The 21,695-nt window shown below is 44.8% G+C and carries 11 protein-coding genes and 2 pseudogenes; 8 read left to right on the top strand and 5 right to left on the bottom strand.

Annotation, left to right across the window (positions count from 1 at the left end):
* Positions 1-114 precede the first annotated feature (114 nt).
* Positions 115-792 (bottom strand): tetratricopeptide repeat protein, encoded by a 678-nt coding sequence (locus tag H6G89_RS09800; RefSeq protein WP_190505445.1) that lies wholly within the window; start codon positions 790-792, stop codon positions 115-117.
* On the opposite strand from H6G89_RS09800, the gene H6G89_RS09795 reads away from it, so the two are divergent.
* Together H6G89_RS09795 and H6G89_RS34935 are read left to right on the top strand one after the other, a co-directional pair.
* Positions 791-1,159 carry a helix-turn-helix domain-containing protein gene (locus tag H6G89_RS09795; RefSeq protein ID WP_190505443.1) on the top strand — a complete coding sequence of 123 codons (369 nt, stop codon included), beginning with the start codon at positions 791-793 and terminating at the stop codon, positions 1,157-1,159. The two genes, H6G89_RS09800 and H6G89_RS09795, sit on opposite strands and share 2 nt — an antisense overlap.
* A pseudogene (locus tag H6G89_RS34935) lies at positions 1,146-1,745 on the top strand (IS630 family transposase). The gene H6G89_RS09795 and the pseudogene H6G89_RS34935 overlap by 14 nt, the downstream one beginning before the upstream one ends.
* Before the next feature lie 219 nt (positions 1,746-1,964).
* Here H6G89_RS34935 and H6G89_RS09780 read toward each other — a convergent pair.
* The 3 genes from H6G89_RS09780 to H6G89_RS09770 are packed head-to-tail and all read right to left on the bottom strand — an operon-like array spanning position 1,965 to position 7,788.
* Positions 1,965-2,585: a tetratricopeptide repeat protein gene (locus H6G89_RS09780; RefSeq protein ID WP_190505437.1), complete on the bottom strand. Its 621-nt coding sequence runs from the start codon at positions 2,583-2,585 to the stop codon at positions 1,965-1,967.
* A gap of 35 nt (positions 2,586-2,620) precedes the next feature.
* Positions 2,621-6,328 carry an nSTAND1 domain-containing NTPase gene (locus tag H6G89_RS09775; RefSeq protein ID WP_190505435.1) on the bottom strand — a complete coding sequence of 1,236 codons (3,708 nt, stop codon included), beginning with the start codon at positions 6,326-6,328 and terminating at the stop codon, positions 2,621-2,623.
* A gap of 29 nt (positions 6,329-6,357) precedes the next feature.
* The gene (locus tag H6G89_RS09770) at positions 6,358-7,788 is read right to left on the bottom strand and encodes a toll/interleukin-1 receptor domain-containing protein (protein ID WP_190505433.1); all 1,431 of its coding nucleotides are present in this window, start codon (positions 7,786-7,788) and stop codon (positions 6,358-6,360) included.
* A 126-nt stretch (positions 7,789-7,914) separates the two neighbouring features.
* On the opposite strand from H6G89_RS09770, the gene H6G89_RS09765 reads away from it, so the two are divergent.
* The 6 genes and pseudogenes from H6G89_RS09765 to H6G89_RS09740 all read left to right on the top strand — a co-directional run bounded on the left by H6G89_RS09765 (position 7,915) and on the right by H6G89_RS09740 (position 21,254).
* Positions 7,915-13,488 carry a CHAT domain-containing protein gene (locus H6G89_RS09765; RefSeq protein WP_190505432.1) on the top strand — a complete coding sequence of 1,858 codons (5,574 nt, stop codon included), beginning with the start codon at positions 7,915-7,917 and terminating at the stop codon, positions 13,486-13,488.
* A gap of 110 nt (positions 13,489-13,598) precedes the next feature.
* Entirely contained in the window at positions 13,599-17,471 is a 3,873-nt protein-coding gene (locus H6G89_RS09760; protein WP_190505430.1) for a CHAT domain-containing protein, read from the top strand.
* On the top strand, positions 17,435-19,312 hold the full coding sequence (locus H6G89_RS09755) for a ShlB/FhaC/HecB family hemolysin secretion/activation protein (RefSeq protein ID WP_190505428.1): 1,878 nt from the start codon (positions 17,435-17,437) through the stop codon (positions 19,310-19,312). Before H6G89_RS09760 ends, H6G89_RS09755 begins: the two co-directional genes overlap by 37 nt.
* 182 nt (positions 19,313-19,494) lie before the next feature.
* Positions 19,495-19,630, top strand: a pseudogene (locus H6G89_RS09750) (transposase); the annotation flags it as partial.
* A gap of 289 nt (positions 19,631-19,919) precedes the next feature.
* Positions 19,920-20,219 carry a nucleotidyltransferase family protein gene (locus H6G89_RS09745; RefSeq protein ID WP_190505426.1) on the top strand — a complete coding sequence of 100 codons (300 nt, stop codon included), beginning with the start codon at positions 19,920-19,922 and terminating at the stop codon, positions 20,217-20,219.
* Between the two features lie 324 nt (positions 20,220-20,543).
* Positions 20,544-21,254 (top strand): restriction endonuclease subunit R, encoded by a 711-nt coding sequence (locus H6G89_RS09740; protein WP_242059886.1) that lies wholly within the window; start codon positions 20,544-20,546, stop codon positions 21,252-21,254.
* An 80-nt stretch (positions 21,255-21,334) separates the two neighbouring features.
* Here the strand turns inward: H6G89_RS09740 and H6G89_RS09735 are convergent, their stop codons facing one another.
* Complete coding sequence (locus tag H6G89_RS09735) at positions 21,335-21,523, bottom strand: hypothetical protein (RefSeq protein ID WP_190505424.1); 189 nt, start codon at positions 21,521-21,523, stop codon at positions 21,335-21,337.
* Positions 21,524-21,695: the final 172 nt, after the last annotated feature.

Genomic DNA, 21,695 nt, shown 5'->3' with positions numbered 1-21,695 from the left:
TTTCGAGTGTATTTCGTATTATGGATGAAATACGAACGGTGACTGATGGTTTCAGGCGACAGAGTGGGGGAGTTAAGTGAAGCTTATCAGTGAAGGAGGGGAGGGCGATCGCCCTTACCTTCGTCTACGCCCACAACGACTAATAGCGTCCTCTGCCCGTCTTCGGTTTGGATTATTTGAGGGATATAGGTTCAAAGCAGCAAATAAGTCGCGTAACCCTTCGCTAGGTCTCCCGGCACGGCACAACCGCCAACCTCTAGCGAGTAAAGCATCTGCCCGTGCCGCTTCCCCTGGTCGTTGTCGATTCAACCAGTCAAACAACACCGCATCATTATTTAACCGCACGGCATCTCTGGTATCTTGCAGCGCACCATCCACATCACCCAAAGCATCACGCGACATGCCTCTTAGGAAATAGGCTTCACTGCTTTGTGGATCTAATGCGATCGCCTGTGTTAAAGCCATGATCACGTCTGCATACTGACCTAATGCATTGTGTGCGATTCCCAGATAAAACCAGGCATCACTATTATTCGGGTCTAATTCTGTTGCACGAGTTAAAGCCGCGATCGCATCTTCATTTCTATCCAATGCATTATAGGCAACACCTAATAGAACATAGGCGTTGCTATTACCCGAATCTAGCGCAATAGAGCGGGTTAACGGGGCGATCGCTTCTGTATAACATCCATTAGCAAGTAAGCGATCGCTGTTCTTACAGCGGTTATTGATTGAGTAAGCCATAATTTGGTGGGCTAAGCAGATCCAGCGCGATCGAAAATAGTCACTCATGCCTGCCCCTTTGTCTGTCGATTTACGCCAACGAATCATTGCCGCGTATGAAGCGAAAGAAGGATCACAACGGCAACTAGCCGAGCGATTCAAGGTGAGCTTGTCTTTTATCCGAGATTTGAGGCGACACTATCGTGAAACGGGCACAGTGGAGCCTAAGCCACACGGAGGAGGAGCCATCGCCAAGTTGACAAAAGAGCAGTTGCCCATTGTTGCAGCCTTAGTTACAGCTCAACCGGATGCCCTGCTCAAAGAACTGTGTGAACGCTTTGCTCAACGCACTGGGGTGGAAGTGAGTGTTTCGACCATGCAACAGGCTGTGTGCAAACTCAAGTTAAGCGTCAAAAAAAACACTGATTGCATCTGAACAAGACACTCAAAGGGTCAAGGATCTGCGGTTTGCTCATCGACTGTGGAGCTTCTCCATCGATCCTCATAATCTGGTATTCATTGATGAAACGGGCATTCACCTGGGGATGACGCGCTTGTATGGTCGTGCTCCGATTGGTGAACGCCTGTATGACAACGAGGCTCCTGGAGATGGCGGCAAGAATATCTCGTTGATTGGGGGCATGAGTATTGATGGGTTGATTGCCACCATGAGCATCGTTGGCAGCGTTAATACCGACGTGTTCTTGTTCTACATTCAAGAGATTCTGATTCCTCAATTGTGGATAGGAGCCATCATTGTCATGGATAACTTGCCGGTGCAACACGCCTGAGTGGTGCGCGAGGCCATTGAAGCAGTGAGTGCAAAGGTTGTATTTCTACCACCCTACTCCCCCGACCTTTCACCGATTGAGTTATGTTGGTCAAAACTCAAGCAACTTTTGCGTTCAGCTAAAGCTGGAACGGTCGAAGCCCTCGACCAAGCTTTAACCCAGATTATTAACGAGCGCATTTCTACTGATGACGCTCTTGGCTGGTTCGCTCACTGTGGCTTATTCATCTGAGAACCTCTGTAATAAGGGATTGCGCCCTTTCTTAACAAAGTGGCATCCAGCTCTGCAAGTATGGGAAGCAGAACGTCCGTCAAATCTGAGTCCTAAAGCCCATGAAAAGAATTGCTCTGAGGAGCCCCAACTCCGACGCGAATTGAAAGAACTCAACCAGGCTTTAGAACAGTATGCTAATGCGTTAGCAGTAATTGTAGGTGTTGATCCCTCTTAATTTTACGTTTGCCTACGACGACAGAGTCTAATCGCTTCACTTGCTTGTCGTGCTCCTGCTTCATCTCGAATACGGATATACGAATCAAGAGCTGCCTGTAATTTGCCTAGCCCTGTACTACGATTATCCAATCCGTTCCCTGGCTCACACAAACGCCGCCCCGTACTCAGTAAGTCATATGCATCTTCTTCGTCGGCTGGTCGTTGACGACTAAGCCAATCTGATAAGACGTGATCGGCATTTAACCGAACAGCCTCACGGGAATCTTGAATCGCCGCTTCGACATTATTCAGAGCGTCATAGGCCACGGCTCGCCAGGCATAAGCATCACTATCATTTGGATTTAACTCGATCGCACGGGTTAAGGCAGCGATCGCTTCTTCATAACGACCCCTATCGATTGATCCCACCCCTAGCCGATAACAAGCCTCAGCCATCATCTCGATATCATTTGCGATGGGCTCGCGCTCACACACTATCGTCTGGGCGGGGTCGCTAGGTACATCTGGTTCAATGGGATTTGCTTGCGCCAGTCCATTCGACGTCAAACTGAGCCATATCATCATTACCCCAAGAGTGATTTGGCTGGCTAACGGGTATCGTTTATTCTGATTTTTTTTCATAGATGGCTTAATGAGATAAATCGGTAGATGTAAAATTAGGGTTGGCGATCGCTACAGAGAGACAAACTGTCTTCACGAAAACCAGGATTTTTCTGAATATAAGCAAATACCCATTGGCAACCCCGCTGGATCAAATTATCAAGATCTAAATTCCACAAAATAATAGAATCGTCGGCACTGGCAGAAGCGAGGGTTTTGCCATCGGGGCTAAAGCTCAGACTGTAAACAAAATCGTGATGGCCTTCAAGGGTACGTATTGGGTTTCCGTCCTTACTCCAAAGTCTTACCGTGTTGTCATAACTAGCAGAGGCAATCGTGTTTCCATCAGGGGCAAAAATGGCATCACGCACTGCATCTTCATGGCCTCGGAGAGGTTGCCCTATTTCGGTGCCATCCAGTCGCCAGCGTCTAATGGTCCTATCAGCACTGGCGGAGACAAGCTCCTGAGCATCAGGGCTAAAACGGATACTGTAAACCTGGTCTTGATGTCCACTAAAGGTTTGCAGTCGTCTACCCTCTAGAGTCCAGAGTTTAACCGTGTTATCTGCGCTGGCAGAGGCGATTTGAGTACCATTTGGACTAAATGACACCCCATAGATTTCTTTGTCATGGGCTTGGAAGGTGCGGAGTCGAGTGCCGTTGATATTCCACAACGTAATCATGCCATTTGAACTGGCAGCCGCAATTTGTTGATCATTAGGGCTAAAACCTACAGCATTCACTGCCCTCGCACCTTGTCCCCAATCATCACCATCATCCATTTCTAGAGTACGCAAAGGCTGATCTTCTCCAACTCTCCAAAGCTTGACAGTGCTATCTGTATCTCCTGTCAGAAGGTATTGGCTATCTGAACTGAAGGCAGTACTAAGAATCGCCTCTGTATTTACTGCTAATACTTTTGGAGCAGTACGAGTCACTCTATTCCAAAGGGTTAGAGTGCCATCGTCACTACCATAAGCCAGCAGTTGACCATTAGGGCTAATGCTAATACTCCTGATATCGGCAAGCCCAGACAGATGTTCAAGGTTGGTAGGGGCACGGTTCCACAACCGGATCGTGTTGTCAAAGCTCGCAGAAATTAAGGTTTCTCCATCAGGGCTGAAATCCACACTCAAGATGCTCTGACGATGACCTTGAAAGGTATTGAGTAACCTTCCATCTTTTACCTCCCACAGTTTGATCGTGTTATCCTTACTGGCAGAGGCAACAGTTTGACCATCTGGACTAAATCTCACACTATAGATTGTGTCGTTATGTCCGAGCAATACTTGAGGTATTTGAGACGATCCACCATCTGCACGCCAAAGTTTTACCTCATTATCATCTCCGGCTGAAGCAACCCATTGTCCATCGGAACTAAAGGCAACATCTTGCACACCCTCGCTATGGTTCCAAGTTTGCAGCAGAGTTCCATCTAAATTCCAAAGTTTAACGGTTCCATCTACACTGCCAGAAACAAGGCGATCGCCTGTTGGACTAAAGTTCACTGCAGTTACATATCCCTGATGCCCTGCAAAGGTTTTGATTTGAGTACCATTGAGATCCCAGAGCTTGATGGTGTCATCTTTGTAAGCTGCAGCAATCAAAGTGCCATCAGGACTAAAGCTGATATCCTCAACGTCAAATGTGAGATCGCCAACCCTGCCAGGGTTACCCATTGTTTGCACGAGTGTTCCATCTAATTGCCAAATTTTAATGGTATCGTCAGCACTGCCTGAGGCAAGCAATTGCCCATCTGGGCTAAAGGCAACGTCGTGGACAGCCTCAGTATGCCCTTCTAGGGTGTGAGGTTGCGACTCATTGGGCAACCACAGTTTGACCGTAGAATCACCCCCACCGGAAGCAATCCAGCGACCATCAGGGCTATAGCTGGCACTGTAAACCCGTCCTCCTTTATTGTTCAGATTATCGCCTGTTTGAACCCCATGAATGAAGCGATCGCGTTCTTGAATGCTGTACACAATCTGGCGAAGGGTGGCGATCGCTGACAGTCGAGTGACAGGGTTTGTAATGGAAGTTTGCTGGATTTGTTCACTTGCCTCTAAAGCGGTTACCAATGCAGCCAGTTGATCATTTAATGCAAACGAGGCTTCCGCGTTGGATAAATTACTAATTAGCCGACTATTTTGAGCATTAACGTATTGGATAGACGCCATGATGGCCGTAATTGCAGTTGCAATAGAAAGCGTAATTAAGGTAATGCCAATTCGTCGTTCGCGATTGAGATCGTGTAGTCGTTTTTGTTCACTCTTATTGAGAAAATCGATCGCCTGCTGAAAGAGAGATGGTGAAGTATTTTTGGGATTATATCGTCTTGCCCAGACTTGGTTAGGTTGTTCTTTCGTTTTCCATTCCCAAGCACTAGCAAGGTCAATCCCTCTCCACAGTTCTCTTTGACACACTGCTGCTTGTGCTAACCGACGATAAGTCTCAGCAGATTCTGCTTCTTCTGCTATCCAGCCTTTCGTAACTTTGTCCCCTTCAACTTTGCCCTTTAACTTTTCCCAAACCCGCATCAGACTTTCATGGGAAATATCGAGTTTTGAGTTTGCGGTCAGGGTTTCAACTTCATCAACTGGCGGCATGAGAAACGATTGCCCCTCGGCCCGAAAGGCATCAACTACCTCAATGACTTCAGCTTCCGTTGCCCTAGTCTCTGTTGCGCTAGCAATGTCACAGATCTCAGATAAAGCCGTAGGACGGCGCGTTTCATATCCTTCAGCATCTCGTTCCGTCAAGCGTTTAAAGAGAACTTCGGCAATCTTTTGGTGGCGATCGCTCGGCAACCCCTCATAAATTGAGTCTGCATGTCTGGAAAGAGCTTGCTCCATTCCTCCAGTCGCATCGTAGTGTTTCAAGTCAAGAGGTTCATTGGGCTGATGGTCAGCAACCCATACATTCCAGGTTTGCATTAAAGCATGTTGCAGAATAGGCAATTGATCAGGGTTATCGCCTACCGTATTTAGCAATCGATTGACGAGTTGTGGAGCGATCGTAGCGCCATCCACTGCGATTGGTTGCTCAATTGCAGATCGAATCTGGTCACGGGTCATGCGGGGAATCAGGTACTGCCCTTCGTTAATGGCTTCAGGCAGATCACGAAACTGAGCACATTCACCCAAAAAGTCAGATCGCATGGTAAGAACCACATAAATGGGGAGTTCTTGTTGCTTTTTAGTAGCCTGAATTAGAAGTTTGACAAATGCTGCTGCCTCATTGATGGCATCTTGTCTTGGACGAACCTGCTTAAATCGAAACAGTTCTTCAAACTGATCGATTACAATCAGCAACTTAACAGGGTTTGGAAGTCTGGCTTGCCAAACAGCTTCAATTAATCCTCGAGAGCCACGACGGAGTAGTGTTTCAATGATATCCAAAGAAAAGTTAAGAGAGATAGATTCTGTTCCATCATCGTTGTAGGTTCTGCGTTGTAGCTCCGGTATCTTGTTCAATTCTTTTGCTAAATTGCCTATCGGATCGTCTTCAGGACGGGAGATAGAAACTCGCCAGATTGGAGCTGCTCCACTTGTGCGCTCGTCACTCAAGGAAGGCAATAGTCCAGCTCGAACCAGTGAAGACTTTCCACTTCCAGAAACCCCTACCACTGTCAGAAAATGAGTACGTTCCAGAATGTGAATTAACTCTTCTGTTTGACCCTCTCGACCATAGAACAGATTTGCTTCACTAGCTTTAAAAGGTCGCAGCCCCGGAAAGGGATTTAAGGGTATTTGCGTTTCAACCATTCACTCAATTCTCATTCTTCCTAAGCAGTTCACGTCAAAAGATTATTTAACTCATCAAACATAAAGTTCCCAGATTGACAAATTAATTTGATATCTTTCATTTTTCCGAATCGTCGGTCATCTTGTAACTCCACATTACTTAAATAGACTATTTTTAACTTTGAGCCGCTTTTGTCTATTTTCCGAAGATCCTTCAGCATTAATGTTACCCAGTCTAGACTAGCGTGGTTACAGAAAATAATTGCAGCATCACAATCACTCATACAAGTTTGGTTATGTCGCTCTTTGTCAGATGCCTCAACGTCAAATATAGATGTATCTACTTCCTCGAAATCTTGATCAAAAAGGTAATTTTTTAACGGTTCAACAGTTTGGCAATCGCAATTTTCATACATCAAATAAACCCGCCTAATAGGTTGTCGAATTTTGCTAGAAGAAATTAATTTTTTCAATTTATCTTCAATGTAAGTTTTAAGATCTTCAAGGGAGTTTTGTATAAACTCATCCGAGTTTTGAAGAGTGCGAATCAAATTAATCTGAGATGTTTCAATTCTATTTTGAGGCGCTTTAATATCTAATTCCGGAGGCATCCAAATCAAACGAGAAAATCTAGATTCTTCCGAACTACGAACATCTGCTAATTCAGCTTGAATTTGAATAACAGATCGTCCTGAAGCTTCAGCCTCAGGAATAATGCCATATCTTTCACCTAAAATATGAATAGAGAGAATACAGCGACTTAAATCGTCACGAATCCTATCAGTTATTTGAGAATTGTAGGGCAAATCTTTTTCGGGAAGAACTATGTAGCCTAACTGTTTAAGCTCACGTCTAAGTTTAAGTCTATTCTCTTTTTGATCCTCTGTTGTTTCTGCCAAGTAAACTACTGTTTCTGAGAAAGATAAAACTTCAGGACGGTATTTTACTAAATCGCAATCAATCGACGCAATTAGTTCTGCTATTTCTTCAGAAACATCCTTAATACACTGACGAAATTGTTCTTTTGTTTCTCCGAATTCAGGTCTATACTCTCGAGGTCTGTTTCCATTCTTAAAATCATAAAACGGATAGCCTAGTAAATCCTGAAATTCTTGAGGTCTGTGTGACTGTGGCTCAGGAAGATTTTTAATAACTTTGCAAACTGGCAATCTGCTAGGTTGCTTCAATTTTTGACACTTTTCTAAAAATATCCTTGCTTCTTCTTGGCACCACCCTGATGAGATATATCCCTTCGACATAACTGCCAACAGAACCCGTGATTGCCTGACCCTTTCAGCAATGGCAGGTGTTAAACACTCATAACCTCGCAATTCGTTTTCATCTCGAAAAATATCTGGTCGTCTACCCAAATCTCCATGTAGATAGCTCTCGAGATAACCATGAAATACAGTGACCCACCTCCCTTGATCGTCGGGACTTTGGTTATCTCCCCAAGAATAGCTAATGAAGACGTCTGTCATAAAGTAATGAAATCACTTCAATTTAATTTACACCGATATTTTAGGTAATCGCTATGAGATTTTAGCTGAGAGTGGAGAATTTTTGACAAAAGCGCTAAGGTAATTGTCAGCTTGGGTGCTTCTGCTATGAAATCTATCGTCTTCAATGTTGGTTTTGTTATCGCAACGGGTCTTCAAGGGGCGATCGCTCTCCTTCCGGCTCATGCAGAGCCTGTTCCAACCACGAACGGCACAGATACCCGTGTACAACTGCGAAATGGACGCTTTGATATCGAAGGTGGACGGTTGTCGGGCGATCGCGCCAGTCTCTTTCATGAGTTTGAACAGTTTGGGTTAAGCGCTTCTGAAATTGCCAACTTCATTTCCAACCCAGAGATCCGCAATATTTTATCGCGGGTGACGGGTGGAAATGCTTCCTACATAGATGGCTTGCTGCAAGTCAGCGGGGGTAACTCCAATCTGTATTTAATCAACCCGGCTGGGATTCTATTTGGACCCAATGCTCGGTTAGATTTACCTGCCTCCTTTACTGCTACAACCGCCACAGGAATTGGCTTTGGCGATACCTGGCTAAATGCGATCGGCACGAATAACTACGAGGCGTTGGTTGGTGACCCCAACGCTTTTTCGTTTGCGACTGCTCAACCGGGAGCAATTGTTAATACCGGAGATTTAGCCGTCTCAGCAGGGCAAAGTCTAATGCTGTTAGGTGGCACTGTTATCAACACAGGAATGCTTTCTGCACCAGGTGGAACCATCACGATCGCTGCTATTCCGGGTGAAAATCGAGTTCGAGTGAGCCAGGAAGGGGCTTTATTAAGCCTAGAGTTAGAAGCATTAGAAGGCGATGGAACCAGTGGTAACGCAATGCCCTTCACTCCCCTGTCGTTGCCAGAGTTGCTAACGGGAGGGGAACTGAGTGGTGCGACTGGCATCTCCGTCAATCCAGATGGCACTGTGCGGCTAACGGGGTCAGAGAACACCCTTCCCAGCAACCCTGGAACGGTCGTTGCCTCTGGTACACTCAACGCTTCTAGTACAGACGCGATTAATCGCGTCTCTGCGATCCCTCAAATTAGCGTATTGGGCGATCGCGTTGCCCTCGTGAATGCCACTCTCAACGCCTCTGGTACGAATGGCGGTGGCACGGTTCGCGTTGGTGGAGACTACCAGGGACGAGGCACTGTTTTTAATGCATCACGCACGTTTGTTGACCCTAATTCGGTGATCAATGCAGATGCGATCGATCAGGGGGATGGTGGTCAGGTCATTATCTGGGCAGATGAGGTGACAGGCTTCTATGGAGATATCACGGCTAGAGGTGGGTTAACCCTGGGTAATGGTGGTTTTGTAGAAGTGTCTGGGCGAGAACATCTACTTTTTCGGGGAGATGTAGACACTCGTGCATTTAATGGTGTAAATGGAACTTTGTTGCTTGACCCGACAAATATCATAATTGCCAATGGAACAGGTGACAGTGCAGCGGATGGAAACAATACATTTTCTGGGAATAACTCCAGAGTAGTTGGAAGTATTTTGAGTACTCCATTGAGTGTAATTAATGATGATGCGCCAACTACCATTTTTGAATCAGAATTAGAAGGTTTGCCACCAGGTACACCTATGGTGTTGCAAGCCACAAACGATATTGTGATTGGAGAACTAACTCCTAATCCAGATCCAAATTTTGATGGATCAGATACACTCCCTCGTCTCTTAATCAATAGGTCAATTACTTTTGTCGCAGATGCGGACAATAACAATGATGGCTCTTTCATAATGGAGCAGAATGGTTCCATTAACTCTCAAGGAAATATTTCTGTCTCAGGTTTCAATATTATTGGGGGTATTCTTAATACAAGTAGAATAGATGCTAGTTCTGGCTCTATTACTTTAAGAGCTAGAAACAATATTTCTATTTCAGAGTTAGATACAACAGTTATATCGAATGGAGCTGATAATACAGCTGGTAATGTATACATTCATGCAGATAATGACATTACTATCACAAATCGTATCCGAAGTTGGTCAACTACAGATGGTGCAACAGTTGAATTATCTGCAGGTGGTAATATCACCTTACCCAATTCAGCAGAGAATGGTGGGGGTATTCAAACTTTTAGAGAAGGACAATCAAATCGCCCGAGAGGAGATAGCGGCGATATCATCTTAAATAGCGGTGACACAATCAATATTGCAGGCAGATTAGATGCTTCCAATAGTCTTGGTTCTCCTGGTGACATTATCCTTACCGCACAAAATGATATTACTACTGGGGATTTATCTACCGAAAGAACCACTAATGCTGTATTAGGTAATGCTGGTAACATCCGGCTTGAGAGTTTTTCAGGAAGCATCAATACTAGTGCTGGTTCTGTGTTGACTTCCTCCATTGGTAATGGAGGTACTGTCATTTTGAGTGCCCCAGAAGGCATTATCACCGGAACAATAGATGCTAGTGCTGTTAATGGTTCAGGGGGTAATGTATCTCTCAATGCTAATACTGAAAATATTATCGCAGGAGATATTAATTCTTTTTCTCAAAATGGTAATGGTGGAAATGTTACACTCACTGCCTCTCAAGGAGACATTACGACAGAGGCTATTGATACAAGGGGAGCTATCAATACAGGGAGTACAGGCAATTCCGGGGCAATTAGACTAACCAGTGGTGGAAATATCAATACCACTGGAGGAGCCTTAAATACCTCTTCTCAAAATGGGGATGGTGGAAATATTGCTCTAACTGGTAATGGCACAATCCAAACAGGTGCTCTCAATAGCAGTGCTACCAATGGTAGAGGAGGAGCAGTTACCCTTACTAGCAGTGAAGACTCGATCAATACAAGTGCAGGTCAACTTAGTACGAGTTCAATCAACGGTGATGGTGGTGCGATCGCTCTTACTGCCATTGCAGGAAGCATCACCACAGGGGATATTAATTCGTCTTCTTCTCAAAACGGCAATGGCGGAACGCTAACATTAATTGCAAATAGCACGATTCAGACAGGTGCTTTGAATAGTAGTGCTGTCACTGGTCAAGGAGGGGCGATCGCCCTAACAACTGAGGGTGATATTACGTTAGGTGGTGCGATTGTTGTTGGCTCGAGCAGTGGTTCCGACGGCAATGGCATCGATATTGATACTTCTAGCAGAGTAACTTTCCCCAGCAGTATTCTCACTCAAGGGGCTAGCGTCAGCGTTAATAATGCGTCTAGCTTGCTTGGATTATCGACAGATTCAACACTAAACACCAATGGTGGTGATGTATTCCTACGCTTGGCTTCGAGCGCGACACTTGGAGACATCAATATTTTGACCAATGGGGGAGCATTTAACTTGTTCTCCTCTGGAGCATTAACCATTGATGGAACTGTCAGAACCAATGGCGGCAACATTGCAATCAGTGGCAGTACCATCAATGCCACTGATGCTACTTTGAGATCTGCCAGTATCAATCAACCAGGTGGAAATATTGCTCTAACTGCCACCGGAGACATTCGCACAGGGGTCTTAAATGCGTTTAGTAGACAGCAGGCAGGTGGCAACATCAATGTAACGAGCAATGACGGCTCAGTGACCAGCAGCAACATCAATACATTTGGGGCAGCATCCGGGGGAGATGTCAGAATCGATGCAGAGAACAACATCACAACAGGACGCATCAACTCCAGTAGCACTCAAGGAAATGGGGGAGATGTCAAGCTTGATCCAATCAATATCCAAGTCACCAGCATCAATGCTCAGGGTGGAACCAATGGCACTGGGGGCAACGTAACTGCTGTTGCGTCAGAGTTTTTCACAGCGACAGGGTCGTTTCGCGATCGCAATGGCACTCTTGCCAGCATCTCCACCGCAGGTGGGCTAGGGGGTGGTAATATCACAATTATTCACGATTCTGGTGAAATTAATAACTTTAATATCGGCACTAATTTTGAAATCGACGATTCCGGGACAAATGGAACCGTAGCTGCGATTACGAGTGGCGACTTTACCATCTCCTCTGGTTCATTTCCCTACACCTTTGTCGAAGGTAACATTCAACTCATCACTGATCCGTCACCTGAAATTAGACCGCAAGAAGTCGATTCGTTAGACGACGAGCTACCTCCACCATCAGAGGGCCAAAGTTCTCCTGCTGAAGATACAGGAATTACTCGTTTGCCAGAGCCAGAAACTCGCTTCACCAATGAGTTTGAACAGGCGTTAGGGATACCTGACACGCCCATTAGAACTATTGAGTATGCTCAAAGTAATCTTTTTGAAGTCGAAAGGTCAACTGGAGTTAAGCCTGCTCTACTGTATGTTCATTTTGTCCCTGCACAGTTGAGCAATGAAGGTCAAAATCAAAGCACTTGTACAACACTTGTGTCTCCTCAGTCAACCGATCAACTGGCGTTGTCGTTGATTACCTCAACAGGGCAACCGATTTGTCAGCGCATTTCAGGAGTTACCCGCACCCAAGTTCAGCAGGCTACTCAGCAACTCTTAAATGAAATAACCAATCCTGCACAAACGGGTACAAACGATTATTTAGCTGCTGCTCAACAACTCTATCAGTGGTTCATTGCTCCGGTAGAAGCCAATCTGCAAGCTCAAGGTATTGAGAGCATCGCGTTCATTCCAGATATAAACTTACGATCGGTTCCGTTTGCTACTCTTTATAATGGACAGCAGTTTTTAATCGAAAGATATAGTATTGGCTTGATGCCAAGTTTTAGCCTAACTGATACTCGTTACGTTGGGTTAAACAATGCTCAAGTCTTAGCAATGGGTGCTTCTGACTTTGTCGATCCATCGTCTTTACCAACTTGGATTTCCAGAGAAACTCCTGACTTGTTAGGTGAAACCCCTCTACCGGCTGTTCCCATCGAGTTAGATACAATTACTCAAGAGCCTTGGCAAAGTTTGATTTTTCTAAATAACAGCTTTGTGACCGAAAATCTGAGCTTACAGCTTGCATTGCGGCGATCACCCACAGTCTATCAATATCCCGATCCATTTGGATTGCGGCGATCACCCACAGCCTATCAATATCCCGATCCGTTTTCCATTGTCCATCTGGCAACCCACGCCAATTTTGATCCGAGTGTGCTGAATCGATCATATATCCAGTTTCGAAATCAACGGTTACGACTGGAGCAGTTGCAGGTATTAAACCTAAGCCCTCCCTCCTTAGAACTACTAGTATTAAGTGCTTGTAAGACTGCTTTAGGCAGCGAAGAGGCAGAGTTCGGATTTGCTGGAATTGCAGTCAAAGCAGGATCAAAATCAGCTTTAGCAAGTTTGTGGAATGCTAGCGACTTAGGATCGCTGCTCTTAATGCGTGAATTTTATCAGCAGTTAGGTAATGCCCCTACTAAAGCAGAAGCATTGCGAAGAGCACAAACTGTCATGCTCAATCCAATTCAATTAGCAACCAGTCTAGAGGAGTTACAACAAGAACTGGATTCTGTTTTAGAGAGCGATCGCAATCAGTTTTCCCAGCAATTTCTAAATCGCACTCGTTCTCTACAAGAATCTGAGAATTTATCAAACGAGGAGATAGCTAGATTAGATGAAGAAATCATTAGATTGAGAAGTGATTTATTTGAGTTGAATGCGCTTCTAAGTACCGATGAATTACGCAACGACTTGCTCAATAAGATGAGCCATCCATTTTATTGGTCTACCTACACGATAATTGGCAGCCCCTGGTAAAAGGTTCCTTCGAGATTGCTACTAAATATCCAAGGCTTAAGCATTGATAAATACTACTAGAAATTTTCGGCATAAGAGTGTAAAGTACTTGCAGATTATTTAGCAATGGTATGAAATTAGCCTTTCCTCAAGCTTGGGTTGCACTGATTTGTATATTTCAGGGCGTCATCATAGTTGCTCCCACTAATGCAGACCCCATCCCAGCCAGAAATGGAACTGATACCCGTGTGCAACTGCGAGGCAGACAATTTGATATTGATGGAGGGCAACTTTCAGGCGATCGCGCGAACTTATTTCACGATTTTGAGCGCTTCAATCTCAGTCGTGATCAAATTGCTAATTTTCTATCTAACCCCGAAATTCGCAATATCTTGACGCGAGTCTCAGGAGGTGAAGCCTCACTCATCAACGGACTGCTTCAGATCAGTGGAGGTAACTCAAACTTATATCTGATGAATCCATCGGGCATCGTCTTTGGACCCAGTGCCCAACTCAACTTACCCGCTGATTTTACTGCAACTACTGCTAATGGCATTGCGTTTGGCTCTAACTGGTTTAATGCCATCGGACTGAACGACTATGCCAACTTAACAGGATCACCAACCGGATTTGCTTTTACGATGGGGCAACCGGGCCTCATTTTTAATGCGGGAGACTTAGAACTCAACCCAGAACAGCAATTGACTCTTCTAGGAGGAACTGTTACCAGTACTGGGCGATTATCAGCTCCCAATGGTCAAATCACGGTAACCGCAGTCGCAGGGGGCGATCGCCTCCGTATTCGTCAGGCTGGGCACGTCTTGCAATTGGAGATTGAAAATCCTGTTGCTACAGGTTCACCCACCCCTTGGACATTGCCAATCACCTCGCTACCAGAGTTATTAGCCGGAGGAAACCGTGATCTGATGACTGGGGTTAGCTCCAACGCATCAGGTGAAATACAACTAACGGGTACAACTATTCCAATCGCACCCGGTGATGTAACGGTGCGTGAGATCAATGCTCAAACTGCAACTCTTACTGCTACTAACAACCTGATCTCTGTAGAAGGTCAACTTTCCACAACTGGAGATTTAACCCTACAAGCACGAGATACTGTGCGTTTGAGAGACAGCCAGTTGGTTCCTCTATCTGTGCAATCAGGGGGGAATTTACTGATTCAGGGCGATCGCTCCATTGACATTCTTGCCCTTAACCACCCAGGCACTCCATTTCAAAGTGCAGGTAATCTGACTCTCAGGAGTGATGGAGCTGTGTCTGCCGACTCCCATTTCGCCAGTGGGGGACAATTCTCAATTCTCAATTTATCAAATCAACCGGGCAACTTTATTAGCTTATACGACCCCATCATTAGCTCCACTGGAGATGTCACGTTTGGTAACTACACAGGTGTTGCCCTCAAGATTGAGACTCTAGGCAGCATTACTGGAGGCAATATTACTATCACCGGTCCTGATACCATGCTGACCGGGTCAGATCCAGATATCCCTATCCTAACTAGCAATCGAGCACTCATTCTAAGGGCAGGTTTATCGTCATTAGTTAATTCTCCCAATGTCCCTCAAACAATTGGAGGGACTACCTTCACTCCAAACGCTACTACCTCAAATTTGAGCAGCATTACCATTGGCAATGTCACTACTTCTGCATCTACTAGTAGTGGAGGTCCTTTGATCTTAAACGCTCCCGGAAATATTACAGTTGGCAACATCGATAGTCGTGCTGGCTCTGGCTCTGGAGCTACATTTTCAGTGTCTTATGAAAATAGAACTCTAAGAACCAGTCGTAGCGGTGGCACAACTGGAGGAACAGGAGATGGAGGAAGTATTTCCATTACGTCTCAGTCAGGTAGCATTACCGTTGGCTCGCTTTCCTCATTTGCAACGACTTCTGTTGGCAATGGAGGCAATATTCAAGTGAGTGCTGCTCAAAATATTACTCTTGGCACTGTAAATGCGACTGCAACAGGTCAGGGAAATGGCGGCTCGGTGCGACTTAGATCAAGCAGTGGCAGTATCACAACAGGTGATGTACTGACGCTCGTTCCTTTCGGGTCAGGTAATGGGGGATCTGTTGTAGTGAATGCTGCAACCACAGTGCAAACTGGAGATATTAGTACCTTTGCAGAAAGCGGAGATGCTGGTTCTGTGCGAGTTCTGGCCTCATCTGATATCACTACAGGAAATATCAGTGGCAATACCAGTTCGACTTCATTTCCTAACTCTTCTATTGCCGAGACGGGAAACGCTGGAGATGGTGGTGACATTTTTATCCGATCTACATCCGGAAGTGTAACCACTGATGTCTTGATCACAGAATCATCGGGTTCAGATTCAGATGGAATAGCTGGTGATATCTCAGTCAGCGCTAGCAGTAACATTTCAATTGATAGTATTTTCAACCGAGGTAGTGATGGGTTTGGCTCGATTAGTCTCAGTGCAGCTAACGTTGATGAGGGGGAAGTTAATTTTGGCTTTGGGGCTGACAGTAATTTACTTTCAATCATTGAAGGGTCAGAGTTTAATTCGAGAATTGGCTCATCACCTCAGCAGCAGACCCCGCAGCAACTCGATCCATCTGAGTTGCCAGAAGATGTGGCAAGTTTAACACCGGCTCGATCCGCAGAGACTTCTGAAGAAACCGTACGGATTGAAGCAAGTCGGCAACGAGAGTTTGAGGATGTCATTGCACGAGGGTTTGAGCGGGAATTTGCAACAGCGCGAGATATTCGATATACTCTGACCGCGATTGAACAGCAAACTAACACTAAATCGGCAGTTGTATATGTGTTTGTGGAGGAGGATCAAATTCGCCTACGAGTGGAAACGGAGCAACGAGTGGTCGAAACATCTGTATCAGAAAGTAGAGATTCTCTATTAAAAGCCGTTGAACAGTTCTATAAAGATACTCAAAACCCAGATTCTGATCCACGATCCGACACAGCTAGATATCTCTATCGCGTTCTAATTAAACCTATTGAAGATAAGTTAGAAGAATTAGGCGAAGGAACGATAGACACGTTTCTTTTTTCAATGGATAGCAGATTAAGACCCGTTCCACTAGCTGCTTTGTATGACGAAGAGTCCGGTAAGTTTTTTGTTGAGAAATATAGTTTTAGCATCATTCCAAACTTTACTTCGACGGACATTCGTTACACTCAAACGAATGACTTCCAGGTTTTAGCAATGGGAATGTCAGAGATTCTGGAAGATATGCAAACATCTCCGCTACCTGGGGTGCCGCTAGAGTTGTATTTGATTGCAGAAAGTCGAGGCGATGAACTTTTCCTCGATCGAGGTTTTATTTTTAGCAACCTTCAACAGCAACGAAATGAGCGACCCTTCAGAATCGTGCATCTCGCTACCCACACCACATTTGTATCCGATAACCCTGGAAGATCGAACATTCAGCTCTGGGATACCTCTCTGCTATTAGATGAGCGTTTAGATTCTCGACTTCGCAACCTAAATTGGGATAAGCCATCCATTGACCTACTGGTGTTGAGCGCTTGTGAAACGGGCATTGGTGATTCAGAGATTGATTCAGAGGAGTGGCGGTTAGCGGGATTGGGCTTTGCTGGATTGTCACTACAGGCAGGCGTAAAATCGACTCTCGCTAGTTTATGGCGAGTCAATGATTTAGGAACACTGGTGTTGATGCGTGAGTTTTATCGGCAGTTAGAAACTGCCCCAACAAAAGCCGAGGCGCTGCGCAGGGCGCAATCATCCTTGGTAGACCCTAACCAATTAAGCAGGAGCCTAACTGAGTTGCAGCAAGAGATTGAAGATTTGTTGCGTAGCGATCGCCCACAATTTTTGTCTCAGTTTGCGGATCTGTCGAGTGAAGAAATAACTGCTTTACGAAGAGATTTATATGAGTTAAATGCATTACTGGTACTGGATGAATCAAGGGATAGGCTTTCAACAGAATTGAGTCACCCATCTTATTGGTCAGCATTTACGATGATTGGGAGTCCTTGGTAGTGGCGATCGCGTTCAAACAATTTGCGTTTCTCCTGCAGCCCTTGTGGATTGTGCTGCTGATATTTCAAATTCAATTACCACTCTTGGCACAAGATGGAGAGCCTAATTACAGTACCCAAATTGATAATGGCTCGGAAAGTCTTCCTACAACAACAGGGACAGCCAGAGATTTAGAGACAGATCTCACCGCAGAATCTCCTATTCAGCCTGCGTTGCCTGCTGCTAATCAACCTGAAAACGAATGCTTACGCTCTATCGAAGTACCCGAAAGCCTTCGGGCTGAGGAAGGTGAACTATTTATTCGTGAGATCAGGGTTGACAGTATTAGGAGAAATACAGTCCTGGCTAATGAAATCGATCAAATTCGAGAGGCTTATCGAGGACTAATTCTGACACCTGAAGTTTTGAGTAGTCTTCAAGATGCCATCACCCTCTGTTACATCCAAAATGGCTACATTACTTCATGGGCAGAGGTTCATCCCTCTTCTGAAGAGGGGTCAGTTATGGTTGAAATTACTGAGGGACAAGTTCAACTTCAAATTGAACCCATTGAAACGCCCGATTTTAACTTTAGTAGCATAGAAGCAGATGCATGGCACAACACTTTTAGATCTCATATTGAACAACAACTTTCAGATGCGATCGCACCACCAGTCAATACAATTCAACTTGAAAATGCATTGAGACTTCTAGAAAGCGATTCTCGTTTTTCAAAAATTGAACCTGTTCTCTCACAGAGCGGTACACCCGGTATCAGTCTGTTAACTATTCGGTATCAAGAAAATGAGTTTGGGCTTAACATTGATTTCAACAATTACTCCCCTCCCAGCACAGGGGCAGAACGAGTTGATAGCAATTTTCGATTAAACAATGCGATTCGTGATGGAGATCAACTAGTAATCTCTACTCAGTTTGATCCACTCAATTTTTCAACAGTCGGTGGGGCTAACTTCGTTGGGTTGGGATATCGCATTCCCCTCGATCGTGACAACACCGCCTTACAATTGCGTGTCGAGACAAATCAGAATGCAATTATTCAGGATGAGTTTAGAGAATTTGATCTAAGAGCATCTTCGGAATTATTTGAAGTTAGTTTTCGTCATGCACTTCATCGCTCATATAACGAAGAGTTAGGATTATCACTTGGATTTTCCTATCAGAACGGGCAGACATTTGTCTTCAATAATCGCCCTCAACCGTTTGGTATTGGTCCCGATGAAAACGGGGTCAGCCGTACCAGTGCCTTAACGCTAGGTCTAGACTACTTGCATCGTGACAGCTCAGGACGATGGTTGTCTCAAGCACAATGCCAATTTGGGTTAGGAATTTTTGATGCTACAGATAATCCAGAACCAACCCCTGACGGGCAATTTGTTAGTTGCTTAGGGCAAGTACAGCGAGTTCAACGAATTGGAGGACGTAACTTTTTAATCTTTCAAGGAGATGTACAGTTAACACCGAATAGCCTTCTGCCCTCCCAACAGTTTGCTCTAGGGGGAGGCACCTCATTACGAGGCTATCGTGAGAACGCGCGATCGGCTGATAATGGGATTCGCTTTTCAGTCGAAAATCGTTTTACTGTAGACCGTAATCGTGATCTTCAACCTGTACTGCAACTTGCCCCATTTGTAGATGTGGGCTATGTCTGGAACAATGCTGACAATCCCAATCGCCTACCCGACCAAAACTTTTTAGGAAGTGTAGGGTTAGGAGTCCTTTGGCAACCATTTCCAAATCTTAACTTGAGAGTTGATTATGCTTTGCCGTTTGTTGATGTAAGCGATCGAGGTGACAATTTGCAGGATAACGGATTGCACTTTAGCGTGAACTACAGGCTATAACTGATTGTTATGATAAACGAAAGCATAAAGTTAGTAGCCAAATAAATTTAGATAGGCAAACAAAACCAGTGAAATTTTTATTTTGTATAACTTAAGAGAGGGATTACTAAAAATACACAAAGTTGAGTATTGCATGTCTCCTAAGCTCTTGGAGTATTAATTGTTTCTGATAAACTCCTCACCCTAAGTATTCTGTAATATCCATGATTGGCTATTAAGGGCAAAAGCGCAATTGCGATTGCAAAGCAGTTTAAGGGCAAGCAACAGAATTTTGCTGGGAAGCATTTCTGGGCACGAGGCTATGCTGTATCGACATTAAAATTTGAGCTAAAAGCTATAAAGTGATAAATCCGAGAACAAGACATCACAGATAAAGGAGGGCAATCCTAGAGGCTAATCGAGAAGCCTCCGGTGAGGCCATCTGACTTTGATACGGTCACACTCATTAAGCTACTAGCTTCACCGAGGGCGTCTGATTCCTTGATAGTGGGGTACAAAGAACGGCTTGCCTCATGAAACCAAATTCAACATCCCTTAAATATAATGTTGGAAACTAGCTTCAGATTAATCTTTCAAAAATTGTTCAATCGCTTAGCCCATCAGACCCATGCAATCTTTAATCGAAATTAAGCAACGATTAGAATCTGCTAAACCATTGATTCAGCAGAAATATCATGTTGCCCAAATTGGTATTTTTGGCTCGTATGTGCGAGGAGACCAAACACAAAACAGCGATGTTGATGTCTTGGTCGAGTTCGAGCCAGGATTTCGGTTTGGGTTGCTCACATTCTGTGAACTAGAGAATTACCTCAGTGACCTGTTGGGGCTAAAGGTTGACCTAGTCATGAAAAAGGGGTTGAAACCTCATATTGGTGCACAGATCCTGCGAGAAGTTGTCTATCTATGACTTAAATAAGAGATTGGGCAACTATTCAGTGGGTTTTACTCGTGCAGACGATTTTGGAGAAACTAGCGATTTTACCTTGAATAGTAGGAATACCTAACCTACTTTTAGCTTAAGTAGGTTCAAAGCGTAAACCATCCAAAAAATTCCAAAATTTTTGTGGTTGGTGAACTCCTTAGGCGGAGAAGTATAATCGATGCTACATACGGCAGGACTTTCAGGAATTGTCTAACTTTGTGAGGTAGATGCTTGAAAAACCCACTCCAAAGCACTTTCAAGAATTGGCGATCCGTTTTATCAAAAATTTGGTCGAAGATTACGAAGGTGATGAGTAAAATTGGTGATCCGTTTTTTTCCTACCTTCAAAAGTACAACGGCAGAGCAAGGGTTTCAGGAAATGAAATTGGTGATCCGTTTTATTACTCCACAATTGCAGCAGATAAAATCACGCTCTACGACTTAGAGCAACGATTTAACTTGCAGCAAGTATCGGACCCTGCATTTTTTACAGAGTGGCAAGAAGACTTACCAGCACTGACACAAAGTGAACAACAACGGCTTGAACGGGTGCGGGCGATCGTTTCTAACTTAGAGCGGCGATCGGTGTTAGAGAACACGGTCAAACTGGCGGTGATTGCTCCTTTGTTGGATTTGTCGGGGATGTTTTTACCACCGTTTTATGTCAGTACTGAAGATTCGGTGGAGATCGAGGCAACGGATCAAAGTGTGGTTGTACGAGGTCGTATCGATATCTTGGTGTTGAAGGAACAACTTTGGGTATTGGTGATTGAGTCTAAGCGAGCAGAGTTTTCACCAAAGGTGGGCATCCCACAAGTCTTGTCGTATATGTTGGCTACTCCTAAACGGGACTATCCTTTATACGGGTTAGTCACGAATGGAACTGATTTTGTCTTTCTTAAATTGCGATTTGAGGATGTGCCACGATATGGGCGATCGCGCCAGTTTGTTTTAGGACAAGACCATGACCTTGATCGGGTGTTGCAGATTCTTAAACGGTTAGCGGAGATTGTTGAATAATCATTTGTCTCATTTATCGATTCCTACGAAAGCGGAAGGATAGATAAGGCTAAACTTCCGCTTTGCTTGTGCTGACGGTTCTACACCATCACCCGATTGAGAACGCTCATCACCTTATCGGGACAATTTGGCACAGGAAGCAGTTTGCTCCAGTGACCTGCTTCATTAATACCAAGGGTATGTTGTCGCAGGATGTGGGCTTTGACGTTATCTTCAGTGCCAATCACAAGAAGGGTGAGAATGCGCGGGTCAGGATTGATCGATTGCATGGGAAGAGCATTGTTTGTCATGGCAGTTGTTTCACTCCACTAAGGTTTGAGATCCCCCCTAGCCCCCCTTAATAAGGGGGGTGGCGTTAGCCGGGGGGATCGATACCCAAAACCAAAGCCACCCTGCTGCTTTTTTGCCGTAGCAAAGTCAGGGTGGCTAGTGGAGTGATAA

Source organism: Oscillatoria sp. FACHB-1407, from assembly GCF_014697545.1.
GTDB lineage: Bacteria > Cyanobacteriota > Cyanobacteriia > Elainellales > Elainellaceae > FACHB-1407.
The sequence above is the reverse complement of the archived record's forward strand: the minus strand, read 5'-3'. Positions and strand labels throughout refer to the sequence as shown.